Annotated in this window: 15 protein-coding genes; 11 read left to right on the top strand and 4 right to left on the bottom strand. The window is 38.8% G+C overall.

Annotated features, from left to right (window positions below; all coding sequences use genetic code 11):
- Positions 1 to 3: 3 nt before the first annotated feature.
- The 7 genes from dnaX to adk all read left to right on the top strand — a co-directional run bounded on the left by dnaX (position 4) and on the right by adk (position 9,184).
- Positions 4 to 2,523 carry a DNA polymerase III subunit gamma/tau gene (dnaX, locus tag PX700_RS01635; protein WP_479519664.1) on the top strand — a complete coding sequence of 840 codons (2,520 nt, stop codon included), beginning with the start codon at positions 4 to 6 and terminating at the stop codon, positions 2,521 to 2,523.
- A 60-nt stretch (positions 2,524 to 2,583) separates the two neighbouring features.
- Positions 2,584 to 2,910: a YbaB/EbfC family nucleoid-associated protein gene (locus PX700_RS01630; protein ID WP_002962306.1), complete on the top strand. Its 327-nt coding sequence runs from the start codon at positions 2,584 to 2,586 to the stop codon at positions 2,908 to 2,910.
- 7 nt (positions 2,911 to 2,917) lie between these two features.
- Positions 2,918 to 3,526, top strand: coding sequence for a recombination mediator RecR (gene recR / locus PX700_RS01625; RefSeq protein ID WP_008165968.1), 609 nt, complete (start codon positions 2,918 to 2,920; stop codon positions 3,524 to 3,526).
- Between the two features lie 135 nt (positions 3,527 to 3,661).
- On the top strand, positions 3,662 to 5,563 hold the full coding sequence (locus PX700_RS01620) for an MFS transporter (RefSeq protein WP_479519663.1): 1,902 nt from the start codon (positions 3,662 to 3,664) through the stop codon (positions 5,561 to 5,563).
- A 4-nt stretch (positions 5,564 to 5,567) separates the two neighbouring features.
- Positions 5,568 to 6,305, top strand: coding sequence for an RluA family pseudouridine synthase (locus PX700_RS01615; protein ID WP_479519662.1), 738 nt, complete (start codon positions 5,568 to 5,570; stop codon positions 6,303 to 6,305).
- A 118-nt stretch (positions 6,306 to 6,423) separates the two neighbouring features.
- Positions 6,424 to 8,337, top strand: a complete 1,914-nt coding sequence (gene htpG, locus PX700_RS01610) for a molecular chaperone HtpG (protein WP_479519661.1) — start codon at positions 6,424 to 6,426, stop codon at positions 8,335 to 8,337.
- 202 nt (positions 8,338 to 8,539) lie between these two features.
- A complete protein-coding gene (gene adk / locus PX700_RS01605) occupies positions 8,540 to 9,184 on the top strand; it encodes an adenylate kinase (protein WP_010553395.1) in 645 nt (214 codons plus the stop codon).
- 85 nt (positions 9,185 to 9,269) lie between these two features.
- Here the strand turns inward: adk and tpx are convergent, their stop codons facing one another.
- Positions 9,270 to 9,851, bottom strand: coding sequence for a thiol peroxidase (gene tpx, locus PX700_RS01600; protein ID WP_479519660.1), 582 nt, complete (start codon positions 9,849 to 9,851; stop codon positions 9,270 to 9,272).
- 218 nt (positions 9,852 to 10,069) lie between these two features.
- Between tpx and PX700_RS01595 the strand changes: the two genes are divergently transcribed.
- Entirely contained in the window at positions 10,070 to 11,074 is a 1,005-nt protein-coding gene (locus PX700_RS01595) for a response regulator (RefSeq protein WP_415638632.1), read from the top strand.
- 3 nt (positions 11,075 to 11,077) lie between these two features.
- Positions 11,078 to 12,049, top strand: coding sequence for a sensor domain-containing diguanylate cyclase (locus PX700_RS01590; protein WP_415638633.1), 972 nt, complete (start codon positions 11,078 to 11,080; stop codon positions 12,047 to 12,049).
- 26 nt (positions 12,050 to 12,075) lie between these two features.
- Here PX700_RS01590 and PX700_RS01585 read toward each other — a convergent pair whose 3' ends face one another.
- The 3 genes from PX700_RS01585 to PX700_RS01575 all read right to left on the bottom strand — a co-directional run bounded on the left by PX700_RS01585 (position 12,076) and on the right by PX700_RS01575 (position 13,818).
- A complete protein-coding gene (locus PX700_RS01585) occupies positions 12,076 to 12,348 on the bottom strand; it encodes an adenine nucleotide alpha hydrolase family protein (RefSeq protein WP_415638634.1) in 273 nt (90 codons plus the stop codon).
- A gap of 35 nt (positions 12,349 to 12,383) precedes the next feature.
- Positions 12,384 to 12,581 (bottom strand): hypothetical protein, encoded by a 198-nt coding sequence (locus PX700_RS01580; protein WP_415638635.1) that lies wholly within the window; start codon positions 12,579 to 12,581, stop codon positions 12,384 to 12,386.
- A 655-nt stretch (positions 12,582 to 13,236) separates the two neighbouring features.
- Entirely contained in the window at positions 13,237 to 13,818 is a 582-nt protein-coding gene (locus tag PX700_RS01575) for a superoxide dismutase (protein ID WP_002960323.1), read from the bottom strand.
- A gap of 266 nt (positions 13,819 to 14,084) precedes the next feature.
- On the opposite strand from PX700_RS01575, the gene PX700_RS01570 reads away from it, so the two are divergent.
- Complete coding sequence (locus PX700_RS01570; RefSeq protein ID WP_004335359.1) at positions 14,085 to 14,423, top strand: Grx4 family monothiol glutaredoxin; 339 nt, start codon at positions 14,085 to 14,087, stop codon at positions 14,421 to 14,423.
- Between the two features lie 1,162 nt (positions 14,424 to 15,585).
- Positions 15,586 to 16,380: a 2OG-Fe dioxygenase family protein gene (locus tag PX700_RS01565; RefSeq protein WP_415638636.1), complete on the top strand. Its 795-nt coding sequence runs from the start codon at positions 15,586 to 15,588 to the stop codon at positions 16,378 to 16,380.
- Positions 16,381 to 16,496: the final 116 nt, after the last annotated feature.

Raw genomic sequence — 16,496 nt, 5'->3', positions numbered from 1 at the left:
TCGATGAGTTATCAGGTTCTAGCGAGAAAATGGCGTCCTCAAACCTTTCATGAATTGGTTGGGCAGTCTCATGTTAAGCAAGCGCTTGTAAATGCGCTTACACAAAATAGACTGCATCACGCTTATTTATTCACTGGAACCCGCGGTGTAGGTAAAACCACCATTGCACGTATTTTTGCTAAAAGCTTAAATTGCGACGAAGGTATATCTGCAAATCCGTGTGGTCAATGTAGCAGCTGTTTAGATATAGAAGCAGGGCGCTACATTGATTTACTCGAAATAGATGCGGCTTCTCGTACCAAAGTAGAAGACACTCGCGAAATACTCGACAACGTTCAATATGCACCAACACGTGGACGTTACAAAGTATATCTAATCGATGAAGTTCACATGCTTTCTAAGCACAGCTTTAATGCGCTTTTAAAAACGCTTGAAGAGCCACCAGAGCATGTGAAATTTTTATTAGCGACCACCGATCCTCAAAAATTACCTGTTACTATTTTATCTCGCTGTTTGCAATTTAACTTAAATGCCTTGTCGCAAAGTGAAATTAAAACACAGCTTGAACACGTACTGACCCAAGAGCAGCTTAGCTTTGATACCGATGCGCTTAGTATTATTTCAAAAGCAGCTGATGGCAGTATGCGTGATGCACTTAGCTTAACCGACCAAGCTATTGCGCAAACAAATGGTGATATTAATAATCAAGCAGTTCAAACTATGCTTGGTTTAATGGATACCCATTACAGCCAAAGCTTGCTTGCAGCATTACTTGCTCAAGATGGCGCTGCGCTAATGGATGAAATTGCACAAGTGGCAAGCCGTAACCCTAATTATGTAGCGTTACTTGATGATTTAATTGCACTTACACATTTGACTCAACTAACCCAGCTAGTGCCAGAGGCGGCAGGGCTTGATGAAAAAAATGTAGATTATATTGCTCATGTTGCACAGCATACGAGTCCACAGCAAATTCAAGTTTATTATCAGTTGCTGTTAAATGGTAAAAAAGATTTACAATGGGCACCAGAGCCTCGTTTAGGCTTTGAAATGATCATGCTAAGACTATTAGCATTTAAGCCTACAGACGCTCAACAAGATGTACCTATAGTTAACGAAGAGCCGGCTCAAAATAAGCAAGGCCGAGCAAGTGCACTGCGAGATATACTAAATAAAAATAAAACATCGCAAAATAGCTTATCAAGTGCTAGCCGTGAGCAGGTAACTAATGCCTTGCCGGTTAATAATACCGAGCAAACAAAACCAGTTGAAACAGCGCCAACAATTGCCGCTCAGACATCGAATAATGGCGTCCTACAAAGTAATAATGAGCCAAGCCAAGTTGCAGTAGAGCAACCGGTTCAACAAACAGAAAACACTCCTGAACAACAGGCTTCAGATAATGAGCAACCACTAGCTAATGTTGTTTCGGATGAGCAAGCCCAGCGTCAAAGTGAAGATGAAGCTTATATGCAACACAGCGATGCTGAGCAAACGCTAGCCTCGCAGTTTGACGATATAATGAGTAGCGCTGTAGATCAGGGCTTTAACCCTGCAACTAATACAAATTCAGAGCCTTCACCAGAGCTTGCAGCTAATCAAAATGTAAGTACACCAATTGCCGAGCAAGAAGCGCAAGCTCAATCAGCCATTGCTCGTATTTTACGTGACAGAAACATATCGGGTGCGGGTAGATTATCAGGTAAGAATACAAATACATCTGCAAGTAATGTTGCAGCACAGCCAAGCCAAGCGCCTGCTAAAAAGCCAGAACAGCATCCAAGAATGCCTAAAGCTGAAATTGTTGAGCAGAGCAATAGTGCTGCAAACACAAGCGAGCCTAGTAGTACGTCAAACACTGCATTTAGCGATGCCCCACCTTGGGTTACTGGTAGTGCAGGTGAGAGTGAAAAAAAGCATGAGCTCCCAGTAACAGGGAGCCAAACTCAGGCAAATAGTCACGCTAATACAAAACCAGCGCGTAAGATTGATTTTAAAGAAAAGCACCAAACAATTACCGAAAATTTAGCGCCAGAATTACTTGAGCAAATTAATCCTCAAAAAGCGCCTGAAGTTGTGCCAGAGGAAGTAAGTATTCCTGCACCTGATGATTTTCAAAGTCCAATTAGTGAAATTAGATTTGCGCATCAACAAGATGAATGGGCGTATTTAATTAAACGTATGGGATTAGGCGGTCGTATGCGCCAATTTGCATTGCATTCAATATTTACCAAGCAAGGTAACAGATTACATATAGACGTTGATGAATCACAAAAGCATTTAGATACCCCTATGCTTCGTCAAAGATTAGATGCCGCGTTGTCGAGTATTTATGAGCATAACGTGTCGTTAAGCATTAATTTTGCAAAAGGAGTCATTGACTCTCCTTATCTTATTCAGCAAAAAATTGATGCAGGTCGTCACCAGCAAGCAATCGATGTGATCACATCTGATGAAAACATAGTACAATTTCAGCAAGTATTTAGCGCCGAAATTGACGAAAACAGTATTCAGGCATTGTAATTACTTACAATCGCCCTTATGTTCATGTTAATTAATGTATTAAAAGAAAGAGAGAAAGTTATGTTTAAAGGTGGAATGGGCAACATGATGAAGCAAGCGCAGCAAATGCAAGATCGCATGCAAAAAGCCCAAGACGAAATCGCAACTTTAGAAGTTGTTGGCGAAGCCGGTGCTGGTTTAGTTAAAGTAACTATGCTTGGTAACCACAATGTACGTCGTGTTCAGCTTGATGAGAGCTTAATGGAAGACGACAAAGACATGATTGAAGACTTACTTGCAGCAGCATGTAACGATGCTGTACGCCGTGTTGCAGAAGAAACACAAGAGCGTATGGGTAAAGTAACTGGCGGTATGCAATTACCACCAGGTATGAAAATGCCGTTTTAAGTAAATAATGCAACTTTCAGATAGTTTAAATCAACTCATTGAAGCACTGCGCTGCCAACCGGGCATTGGTCCAAAGTCAGCGCAACGTATTGCTTTTCACTTGCTAGAGCGTGACCGTAAAGGGGGCACTCAGCTTGGCAATGCATTGACTAAAGCAATGACAGCCATAGGGCATTGTCAGTCTTGTCGTACTTTTTGCGAACAAGCTCAGTGCGACATTTGTTTAAGTACAAAACGCCAAGACAGCGGCATATTGTGTGTTGTTGAATCACCTACTGATGTGCTTGCCATTGAGCAAACAGGTCAGTACTTAGGGCTATACTTTGTTTTAATGGGTCATTTATCGCCAATTGACGGTATTGGCCCTAAAGAAATTGGCTTAGATGTTTTAGAGCAAAAACTTGCTCAAGGCGGTATTAATGAGGTTATTTTAGCGACTAACCCTACCGTGGAAGGCGATACTACTGCTCATTATATTGCTCAGCTTTGCCATAAATATAAAGTAGGTGCTTCGCGTATTGCTCATGGTATTCCTGTGGGAGGCGAGCTTGATTTAGTGGATGGTAGAACGCTTATGCATGCTTTTAGCGGCAGGCGTTTAGTTACACAAGACTAAAGCAGCTATTTGAAAACAAACTGTAAAAGCCTACATGATTAAATTATGTAGGCTTTTTTGTTTTTAAGGTAAGCTTAGAGGTGGCCTGTTATGTTTTACTCTTGTAGGCTATCTATCTAATTAGTAAGGAACACAATGAAAGATAATCAATCCTATCAAGGTATATTACTGGCCAGTAAGCGTTTTTTACCGCTGTTTATTACGCAGTTTTTCTCAGCAATAAACGATAACGTGTATAAGCAATCAGTGCTTATTTTATTGATATTTCAGGCCGCGACGCTTGCCGATGGTGCGCTTTATTCAAACATAGCTGCTGGGTTATTTATTCTGCCTTTCTTTTTATTTTCAGGGATGGCGGGGCAGCTCGCAGAAAAAACAGAAAAATCCAAACTCATTAGAATCGTAAAACTATGTGAAATCCCTATTATGGTTGTAGGGGCAGTCTCGATTTTAACGCAGTACGTTTGGTTGATGTTAGCCACCGTATTTTTAATGGGGGTACAAAGTACGTTTTTTGGTCCATTAAAATACTCTATTTTACCGCAGCACGTAGCGCCTAACGAATTAACAAAAGCGAACGGCTTGGTAGAATCAGGCACGTTTGTAGCAATTCTAATAGGTACAATCTTTGGTACTTACTATATTACTCAATCAGTAGGGCCCACAGTTATAAGTATCGCAGTATTAGTACTGGCCGTTATGGGCTATGTCAGTAGTCGCTTTATACCCATTAGTGAGGCAAACGAGCCTAATTTAAAATTTACCTATAATATATTTTCATCCACAAAAAACGTATTTTCAGCACTTAATTCGCAAACAGAATCGGTTGGTAAATCGGTACTTGGGATCAGTTGGTTTTGGTTAATTGGTGCGATCGTTTTAACATCACTACCGAACTATGTAAAACATACAATGGGGGGTAATGAACTAGTAGTAACAAGTGCGCTTGTTGTATTTTCACTGAGCATTGCCATTGGCTCTTTATTGTGTGAAAAGCTTTCCCGCTCTCGAATAGAATTAGGAATTGTGCCATTTGGCGCTATTTTAATTACCTTGTTTTTATACTTACTAAGCCAAGAGAGCGCTATTAGCGCGTATATGCCTCAAAGTCCTAAATTATTAACGCTTGAGCAGGTATTAAAAACAGGCGACATGTTGTGGCATTTTATATGGATGGCAGGCATTGGTATTGGCTCTGGTTTTTATACTGTACCACTGTATGCGCTTATTCAACAACGAACTGAAGAATCGAGTCGATCACGAGTAATAGCCGCTAACAATGTTTTAAATGCGTTGTTTATGGTGGGCAGTGCTATTTTGAGCATAGTAACACTGTCTGTTTTTCAGTGGAGTATTTCAGAGCTGCTACTGTTACTTGCTGGACTAAACCTGCTTATTTCTGTTTATATTTATACCAAGGTACCAGAGTTCTTTTTACGGTTTGTTATTTATATTTTGGCTATTTGTATGTACAGAGTGCGTACAAAAGGTGAAAGTAATATTCCAGATGAAGGCGCTGCGGTTGTCGTGTGTAATCACGTAAGCTTTGTTGATTGGATGTTTATTTTAGCCGCATCACCAAGGCCTATCCGATTTATGGTATTTGCCCCTATTTATTATTCGCCGGCCCTACATTGGTTATTTAAAATGGCTAAGGCTATTCCTATTAACAGTGAAAAAACCAATCCAGAAGCATTTAAAAAAGCCTTTGATGAAGTAGCTGCTGCGCTTAATAAAGGCGAGCTTGTTGGTATTTTCCCAGAAGGAAAGCTTACGAGCGACGGCTCTATCGATATTTTTCGCCGTGGAATAGAGCGTATTATTGATCGCTCACCCGTGCCGGTTATACCCGTGCACTTAGGAGGCTTGTGGGGAAGTATGTTTAGCCGTAAAGCTAAGTGGCAACTACCGAGATTAAAATGGTCTTTAGTGTCGGTTGCCGTTGGTGAAGCTATTGCCGCTGACAAAGTGGCTGCTGATGGCTTACGCGAGCAGGTTTTAGCTTTGAAAGCGCTTCATTCAAAAGATAGTGAATAATTTGATGATTAACTTAATGGCTGGCCCAACATCGCATACATCTTCAGAACCACACATTATTATTGATGACTTTGTAGCGCCTAAATGCGATAGGTTTATTGAAATATTATACCAAGATGATGATATTTTATTGATCAATAAACCCAGTGGACTATTGAGTTTATCGGGTAAAAACCCACTTAACTGGGACTCAGTACATTATCGTTTGGTACATGGGCAGGAAGGGTTAGCAGCCGCTTTTGCTGAGGCTAAGTTACCGCATCGGTTAGATTTGGGTACATCGGGTATTATGATTGTTGGATTAAACGCGATTGCGTCAAAGCACCTTAATAAACAGTTTCAGGCACGTACTATTCAAAAGCGTTATGTAGCGATGCTAGAAGGGAGCTTGGCTAGTAATGAAGGGCAAATCACTGCACCAATAGCGAAAGACAAACTGCTTTTTCCGCGTGTTAAAATTTGCCAAATTACTGGCAAAGCTGCAGTGACTGAATACAAAGTGCTTGAAAGACTGCAGAGCCCAAATAGAACCTTAGTGCAATTTACGCCTGTTACTGGGCGTACTCATCAGTTACGAATACACAGCCAGTTTATAGGCCATCCTATTTTAGGTTGCGATTTATATAAAAGTGAGCAAAGTGAATACATGGCAGAGCGCTTACAATTACATGCCAGCGATTTATATTTTGAGCACCCAGTAAGTGGCGAGAAAATCCATATTAATTGCCCACATCCATTTTAGATAAGCGAGATACTCTGTTTTTTCGTTTCACCTTTTTTTAATTTTTCCCTTGAAGTTCTAACACGTCACCCCATATTAAGTGCATAACGCAGACACTTTGCAAATTGGAGATATATAAATGACTGCAGCACAAAAAGAAACATTAGGCTTTCAAACAGAAGTAAAACAATTATTAAACTTAATGATTCATTCTCTTTATTCTAATAAAGAAATATTTTTACGCGAACTTGTGTCAAACGCATCAGATGCGGCAGACAAGTTACGCTTTTTAGCGCTATCTCAAGGCGACCTTTACCAAGGTGATGCCGATTTACGTGTTCGTATTAGCGCAGATAAAGAAGCTAACACCATTACTATTTCTGATAATGGTATTGGTATGACACGCGATGAAGTAATAAGCTCATTGGGTACTATTGCAAAATCGGGTACTGCTGAGTTTTTCAAAAACTTAACGGGTGATCAAAGTAAAGATTCACAGCTAATTGGCCAATTTGGTGTTGGTTTTTACTCAGCATTTATTGTTGCCGATTTAGTAACTGTTCGTACACGTAAAGCGGGTGAAACAACAGCTTACGAGTGGGAATCTCAAGGTGAAGGCGAATACACGCTTCAAGAAATTGAAAAAGAAGGCCGTGGTACCGACATTATTCTACATCTTCGTGATGAAGAAAAAGAATTTGCTGACGATTACCGCCTGCGTGGCATTGTTACTAAATACTCAGACCATATTTCTACACCAGTACAAATGTTCAAAGCAGAAGTTCCAGAGTCTGAAGGCGAAGACGGCGAAAAAATCCCAGCAGTACCAGGTGAGTGGGAAAGCATTAACCGTGCAACTGCACTGTGGACGCGTGATAAGTCAGAGCTTTCTGATGAAGAATACAAAGAGTTTTACAAGCACGTAAGCCACGACTGGGAAGATCCACTTAGCTGGGCGCACAATAAAGTTGAAGGCAAAACTGAATACACCAGCCTTTTATACATCCCTAAAAAAGCACCTTTCGATTTATGGAACCGTGAACGCCAAAGTGGCTTAAAACTTTACGTACAACGTGTATTTGTAATGGATGATGCTGAGCAGTTTATGCCAAGCTACCTTCGCTTTGTAAAAGGTTTACTAGATTCAAACGATTTACCGTTAAACGTATCTCGTGAAATTCTACAAGACAACAAAGTAACGCAAGCTATTCGTAAAGGGTGTACATCGCGCATTATTAAAATGCTTGAGCGTATGGCTAAAAACAAAGCTGACGATTACCAAGTGTTTTGGAATGAGTTTGGCCAAGTAATGAAAGAAGGCCCAGCTGAAGATGCAGCAAATAAAGAAGCTGTGTGTAAGCTATTACGTTTTTCGTCTACTCATACTGATTCAGAGACGCAAGATGTGTCGCTTGAGCAATATGTTGAGCGCATGAACGAAGGTCAAGATAAGATTTACTACGTAGTAGCTGATACATTTACTTCTGCGAAAAACTCACCGCATTTAGAAATCTTCCGCAAAAAAGGCATTGAAGTACTACTACTAAGTGACCGTGTTGATGAGTGGATGATGAGCCACTTAACTGAGTTTGCTGATAAGCAACTACAGTCAATCACGCGTGGTGATTTAGACTTAGGCAAGCTTGACGACGAAGAAACTAAAAAAGCACAAGAAGAGTCTGAGAAAGAAATGGCTGGCCTTGTAGAGCGTATTAAAACATCACTTGGTGAAGACGTTAAAGAAGTACGCTTTACGCACCGCTTAACAGACTCTCCAGCATGTGTTGTAAGCGACGACAATGACATGAGCTCACAAATGCAAAAGCTAATGGAATCTGTTGGTCAAGCAGCCCCTGAAGCTAAACCTGTGTTTGAGCTAAACCCAGAGCATCAACTTGTTAAGCATTTGAATGACGAACAAGATGAAGATAAGTTTTCACAGTGGTCACATGTTTTACTAGACCAAGCATTACTTGCAGAGCGCGGTACACTTAAAGATCCAACAGGATTTGTTACTCGCTTAAACAAGCTTATGCTTGAACTAAGCAAGTAGTCAGTTAACTACTAAATTAGTCCTGAACTTGGACATAAAGTATAAATAATATACTTTAAATAAAAGGGAACGTGTGTTCCCTTTTTTAATGCGCTGAAAATACACCTGCGACTCATCAATTAGTATAAGTTGCTTGAGTATCTGCGGCGCTTGTGGAAGAATTCAGGCTTTAAAATAATTATCCATACTAGAGGACAATAATATGCGCATTATTCTTTTGGGCGCGCCGGGTGCAGGTAAAGGTACTCAAGCTCAGTTTTTAATGGACAAATACGGTATTCCACAAATTTCTACTGGCGATATGTTACGTGCAGCAATTAAAGAAGGCACACCACTAGGCCTGGAAGCAAAAAAAGTAATGGATGCTGGTCAACTAATTTCTGATGATATTATTATTGGTTTAGTAAAAGAGCGTATTACTAAAGCGGATTGTGAAAAAGGCTTTTTACTTGATGGCTTCCCACGCACAATTCCTCAAGCTGATGCAATGAAAGAAAATGGCGTAGTGGTTGATCACGTTATTGAATTTGATGTTGCTGACGAAGTGATTGTTGAGCGCATGGGCGGACGTCGTGTTCATCCTGGTTCTGGTCGTGTTTACCATATTGTATATAATCCACCAAAAGTGGAAGGTAAAGACAACGAAACTGGCGAGGACTTAATTGTTCGCGCTGATGATACCGAAGAGACAGTACGTAAACGTTTAGGTATTTATCACGAGCAAACTATGCCATTAGTTGATTACTACCAAGCAGAGGCTGCTGCTGGTAATACTCAATACCACAAACTAGATGGTACGCAAGCTGTTGAAGCCGTTAGTTCACAACTTGGTGAGCTTTTAGGTTAATTATAAAAGCACATTAAAAAACCGCCAATTGGCGGTTTTTTGTTTTAAGGCCGTCTAATATTAATTAGTACTGCTTATATGCGTATTACAACGTTTTAAGTTTTTCAATCACACTGCTATATTCTGGTTCAGTAGAAAGGCTACCAACTAATTGTTTATAAATGATGTTATGGCTTTCATCTAAAATAAGTACAGCTCGCGTTAATAAGCCCATATCTTTAATAATCAATCCGTATTTTTGGCCAAAATCTCGCCAAACAGAATCTGATAACGTAGTGATTTTATCGATATTTTCGGCTTTGCAAAAACGCTTTTGAGCAAAAGGTAAATCTGCACTAATTGTTAGCATTACAACACTTGGAAATTGCGAGGCTACTTTTTCGTTAAAGTGTTTTGTTTGCAGGCTACAAATACCTGTATCAAGACTTGGCACTACACTTATCAATACAGCTTGGCCTTTGTAATCCTCAAGTGTTACCGGGATGAAGTTGTCATCAACAACTTTAAAGTTTGGCGCACTATCTCCTACTGAGACACCTTGACCTAATAAAGTGACTGGTTTGCCTTGTGCGGATACTTTTCCTACATCAAGTGTATTTTCTGGATAGTCTGCTGCAATAGCCACAGAGCAAAATGCACTCAAAGCAAAGGCAAGTGAACGTAACATAAGTATTTCCTTTTAAATTAACGCAATGGGCCTCAGTGTATTATACTGCACAATAGTAACCAAGCGATTATGGACCTAATGGAGTAGGGATCAGTTCTGGGATATGAATATTGTAACTGAGATAAATTTTGATTAACATGAAGTTACAAAAATCTTGAATAATAAAAACCTTTAAAATCATTAAATACTTATGACGGGTTTAGAAATAGAGAGATAATATGCCAACATCGGTATTAATATGTGATGATTCAAAATTAGCGAGGCGGCAGCTAGCTCGCTCATTACCTGAAGATTGGGATATCGAAATTGAATTTGCAATTGACGGCGTTGATTGCATTAAGCAAATAAAACAAATTGAACCTGAGATACTTTTTCTCGATTTGAATATGCCTGAAATGGATGGCTATGAAGTATTAATCGCCATAAAAGAACTTGGGCTTAATATACTCACGGTTGTGGTTTCTGGTGATATACAACCAAGTGCACATCAAAGAGTGCTTGAACTGGGTGCTATCGATTTCATTCAAAAACCATGTTCCCCCGAAAAACTAGCCAGCATAATTGAACACCATGGAATAAAAGACAAAGCTATTCGTGAGCGGCTTTCTAATTCATTAGGTGAGCAAATTGATCCTGATGTACGTGATATATACCAAGAGCTAACTAATATTGCCATGGGACAAGCAGGGGATTTACTTGCTCGTCTTCTCAATGTGTTTGTAAAGCTCCCTATTCCTAACGTTAATATATTAGAAGTTAGTGAGCTAGATATGGCACTACGTTCTATCGACAATAATGCTTCTACCTCGGGTGTTTGCCAAGGGTTTATAGGTGGAGGCGTATCAGGCGAAGCGCTATTACTCCTAAATGATTCAAGCTTCAAAGAAATAGCGTCGTTGATGAATTATGATGGCGAGTTAAACGATAAAGTTGAACTTGAGCTGCTTATGGATATAAGTAATATTCTAATTGGAGCTATTTTAACCGGCCTTTCAAAACAGCTCGATATGTCATTTAGCCAAGGGCACCCGATTGTACTTGGTCAGCACAGAGACGTATCTGAGCTGGTAAAGTCAAATAAGTCGCATTGGCAGCGTACGCTTGCTATAGAGATTAGTTACGGTATTGAAAACCATGATATAAATTGCGATCTCATGCTGTTATTTACTGAAGATTCACTTAAAACTTTGAAGTACAAAGTTGCTTACCTATTAGAAGATTAAGTTATGGCTGCTGATCTAGAAATGAATGAGATCCATTGGTTAATGGATATGTTTAATACCGTTGACGTAGGCCTTGTAGTGCTCGATAGAGATTATAAGGTATGTGTATGGAATGGTTTTATGGAAAACCATTCAGGATTGTTACCAAGTGCGGTAAAGCACAAAGATTTATTTGATTTATTTCCAACGATTAATGAAAAATGGTTTAGAAGTAAATCTGAGTCTGTGTTTGTGTTAAAAAATCGCTCATTTACTATTTGGGAGCAGCAGCCTTATATATTTCGCTTTAAAAACTATCGTCCAATTACGGGCAAAGCTGAATATATGTACCAAAATGCGACATTTATCCCATTGACCAATATAAGGGCTGAGGTGAGTCATATTTGTATTATTCTGTATGATGTAACTGATATTGCAGTAAATAAGAAAGAATTAGAAGATTTAAATAAAAAGCTTGAGAGAATGAGCCAAATCGATAATTTAACACAGTTAGCAAATCGAGGTCATTGGGAAGCTCTGCTAAAGCAAGAATACTTACGTACAAAACGCAGCGAAGGCTGTAGCGCTTTATTAATGTTCGACATTGATCACTTTAAAAAAGTTAATGACAAATATGGACATAGCTGTGGTGATGAGGCTTTACGGCATCTTGCTAAATTACTACGCTCAGCATTACGTGAAACGGATATAGCGGGGCGCTACGGTGGTGAAGAATTTGTAATCACATTGCTAGATACTGATAAAAAAGGTTCAATTGTATTTGCTGAGCGCTTAAGGCAGTTGATTGAATCAAGCCCTGTACTTTACAAAAATAATGAGATTAAGATGACTGTAAGTATTGGCTTAGCTTGCTTGAATCATGAATTTAAAAATCATGAACGTTGGATTGAAGCTGCTGATAAAGCACTGTATCACTCAAAAAATACAGGGCGAAATAAAGTAACTACCTATGCTGATATAAAAAATGACGCTTAAGCGTCATTTTTTATATCAAACACTCTTTAAATCGAGTGCGGCGGTAAAATAAGCAAGTCAGTTTTAAGTAACCGCATTATTTTTTCTGCTGTGTTGCCAATGAATTTTGCGGTTAAGCTTTGTATGACTTGCTCTGCCAAGCCTGCTTTAATATGTAACTTATCTCGTAAATTATGTTCATTAATTAGATTTCGTTGAACTATAGGTGGTTTTTCAAATGCGTTGAGTACTTGTTCGTCTGAAAAAACAATGTCTAAGTCTCTTAAAATAGGGGGAAACATGCACGGTATAACATGCATAAAACTCGCACCTTTGAACAGGCATAATCTAAGCCTCAGTTAGTAATCGCCTGGTTTAACTCATATTTAGATGCTTTTTCACTACCAAGATCGACAGCAGCTAATTCGTTGTTATTCTTTCGCCATTTATTATCAGCGGCTAAATAAAGCGGGATAGGCGAAAAACGAATAAGCCGCCAATCAAGATCGCTAAATTGAGTTTCCTCATCAATATGCCTGGTTTTAATGGCCATATCGTAGATTGATACGTTTATGTCTTCGTTTAGCCATTGCTTGGGTGATTAGTGCCTAACAGCTTGAAATACATAATACAGCCCGCTAACTCTTTTTCTAATTGAGGCTCAAGCTCAACTCTTAGTTGCGCGAGTTGCTCTTCTTGAATCGCCAGTATTTTTTCAGGCGATAATGAAGGTAATATATTGCCAGTTTCTTCAAAACTAAAGGCAACAACGTCAATGTGTTTGTTATTTTTTAATGTCTATTGTTTAGCGTGTTGTAATGGCGTTTTTGCATATTCTACTAAGTCGATCAGTATGAGAAGTTTTTTGTTATTCATTTTATGAGGGAGGTGCTAGGCGGACAATCTACCCCTAATATTAGCATCTCACGCTGAAATGTTAGGCGTTCATGATTACTCAATTATTACTGCGCTGAGTGAGCTTTATTTAATGCTTTAATGTCCTTGTTGTGTACCAATTCTAAAACAAAAAAATTAACACGGTATAACGTTATCATGGCGTATTGATCTTTGGTAGTTGAGTATGTAGCAGACTGTTTGGTATTTAGGCAAGGTGGGAACTATGATATAAATCGATCCTACATTGAATAAATTTCAATTCAAAAAAAAGACGCCTAAGCGTCTTTTTTACATTAGCGTTTAAAGGCTAATTAAGCGAAGTTAGCGTTCGCGAATTCCCAGTTAACAAGCGACCAAAAACCTTTAAGGTAGTCTGGACGAACGTTACGGTAATCAATGTAGTAAGCGTGTTCCCATAAATCCACTGTAAGGATTGGAGTAACGCCATCATCAGTCAATGGTGTAGCAGCGTTAGATGTATTAACGATGTCTAGTGAACCATCAGCAAGCTTAACTAACCACGTCCAGCTTGAACCAAAGTTATTTACTGCTTTGTCATTTAATGCATCTTTAAACGCATCAAAAGAACCCCATTTAGCGTTGATTGCATCAGCAACTGCGCCAGTAGGCTCGCCGCCGCCGTTTGGAGATAAGCTGTTCCAGTAAAAAGTATGGTTCCAGATTTGTGCTGCGTTGTTAAATACGCCGCCTTCTGATGAACATACGATCTCTTCTAGAGATTTGTTTTCAAACTCAGTACCAGGGATTAAACCATTAAGCTTAACCACGTAAGTGTTGTGGTGCTTGCCATGGTGAAACTCTAGTGTTTCTTTTGAAATATGTGGCTCAAGTGCGTCGATTGCATATGGTAGTGACGGTAGTTCAAATGCCATTTTTTTATCTCCATCTTCTTTGGTTGATAGTCCATTTGGTAATACGTAATGCCTGTTGGAACAGAGCGCTTACCTATACCAAGCGGTAATATAGTGTTACTATAATTGTTGAGTATTTTACTCAAGTTTAAGCAAACAGCAATGCTATTGCGAAAGACTATTTCAATTGCGGCTTTATTTGCCCATTTTAAGTTATATATTTATGGTCACGATGCGTTATTTTCAAGACCTAAATATATTTAGCTATCGTTACTTTGAGGTTGTAGATGGAAACCATTGATAAAATTAAACAGCAAATTTCAGAAAACCCAATAATCCTTTTCATGAAAGGGTCACCAAAATTACCAAATTGTGGTTTTTCTTCACAAGCATCACAAGCGCTAATGTCATGTGGTGAACCATTTGCATACGTTGATATTTTACTTAATCCAGACATTCGTGCTGAACTTCCAGCATACGCAAATTGGCCAACATTCCCGCAATTATGGGTAGATGGCGAATTAGTTGGTGGTTGTGACATTATTATTGAAATGTTCCAACGCGGTGAGTTACAGCCGTTAATTACCGAAACTGCTGCTAAATATAAAGAAGCTGACGCAGAGTAATTTATTACTCAACCTGAACTCAGGTTATTAAGCTCTTTAAACACAAAGCCACTTTTAAAGTGGCTTTGTTGTTTTTATAAATGAGGTATTACCAGCACTATAATTTTTACTATAAACCTTTATACCAATTCCATTAAGTATGTGATCTAAATTTTACGCCGAAAAAATAATTCAGTTCTAGGCGTAAATTGATGTAAATGGTTGTTCCCTTTGCGAAATTTACAACAAAGAAATGGGTTGTTTTAGCAAGTAAAATAGATCAGCTATTTATTGGAATTGGTATTACTTAGCCCACTTGGTTACAAGCCTTACGCCGCAATTAAATCGCCCCTTGATTGAACAAACTCCAATCCACAAAGAACAACACGCTCTGGTAGCGTGCCAATTATTAAAGCCTTGAAATTCAGACGGTTTTATTTTTCGAGATTATTAATATGTATGCGGACATAAATAGTGTCCGTTGCGGTTAGGTTAGTAAATAAAATTCACTATTACAAGAATAACACGCTTAGTATCAATTTCATCTATACCCAAACCACACTCAAAGTGTAAGTTTTAACACCAACCCTTTGGCGTTTCACAGGCACTTACTTTCGGCATTTTGCTCATTTAAAGGATCACCTTGATATTAATACCAACCTGCATAAATCTTTGATCAATTTAACGAATTAAATTGCACTATAACGTCGTTAAAAATTTTTTATTTACGACTGCATGGATGCAGGAGGTAGGAGGTAGGAGGTAGAGCAATGCAGGGAGCAATTGCCGAGAACAACTAGATACAAAAATTTTTGCCTAGTTCTAGCGTAATTTTCTTAACGTTAAATAGACCCCATATATAAGCAGATTGGTATAAGCCCCAGTGAGACGCTGCGCTCTGCATCTCTAGGTGATTTCGGTATATGATGCTTTGCATAACTACCTATATACAACTTATGTGTTATCACCTTCTCAGACCTGCTTGAATAAATATTTTGACAAACGAAATAGTGCTTTAATTGAATGAGTTTTAACCCACGCAGCACATCAGATCTTACCGCTTTACTGTAGTTTTTTATTTTTTGTACCTTTTATGTAATAAAATTCACGGCGTTAATTTTAAGTTAACACTGTGAAATTTAGATAAGCAATGTTGCTTGTCATTTGTGTAAATGGGAAAAAAATGAAAAATATTAATTATGAACACGTAAGAATAACAAGTGTACAACCTCTACCGAACTATTACTCATACTGGCCACAACATGTAACCCAAGATATTTTGCAGGGAAGCTGGAGTAAAGTAGATATCAATGAGCATATTAACTTAGCTGAATGGCAACATTACCTAGAAGACTTACCGAGAGATACTTATGTTGACGCGCGGTGGAAAAGGATGTCGTGGATTTACTTGGATCAATCAGGCGAAATTAATACCCTTGATGATTGTCCTATGGCGCAAGGTGGAAGCTATAATGATGCACAAACAATGGCAGACAAATTACGGTATTATCCGGCTTTAGATAGAGGGTTTTTAGCGCGAAATGATGTGCAATCATTTATAAAAGCATGGGCTGCGCTTTGGGGTATTAATCCCGAAGAGCCAATTTTAATGCAGATAAATGGCATAAAAGGAGCGCAGTCGATTGACCCTCTTCAAGGTCAAGGAATTCATCAAGATGGTAGTCAGTTTTTAAGCATACTGGTGGTAAGCAGGGAGAATGTAACTGGAGGGGAGAATACGCTTTATGAGGATAAAGCCGGTCAGCGAAAAATAACCCACACAACCTTAGTACCGGGTGAAATTATGCACATTAGAGATAATGAAGTATTTCATAATGTATCATCTATAGAGCCTCTAAAAGATGATATCCCTTTTGAACGGTTTGTTATTATCATAAATTGCCGTTTTAACGACGCTTTCCAAAATAAGATATTACGTCAATATTTCCCAGATGTCGTGCTTAATCAAGTTAGTTAAAAAGTTAGTTAAGTTGGCTGGTAACGCTAAGCCAACGATTTGCTAAACAGTGTATTTCTATTAATAGGGATACACTGTTTAAATAGTATATTGGTCATGTGAATAATATCTCAACT

The sequence above is a fragment of the Pseudoalteromonas sp. TP27 genome (genome assembly GCF_056470645.1).
The sequence above is the reverse complement of the archived record's forward strand: the minus strand, read 5'-3'. Positions and strand labels throughout refer to the sequence as shown.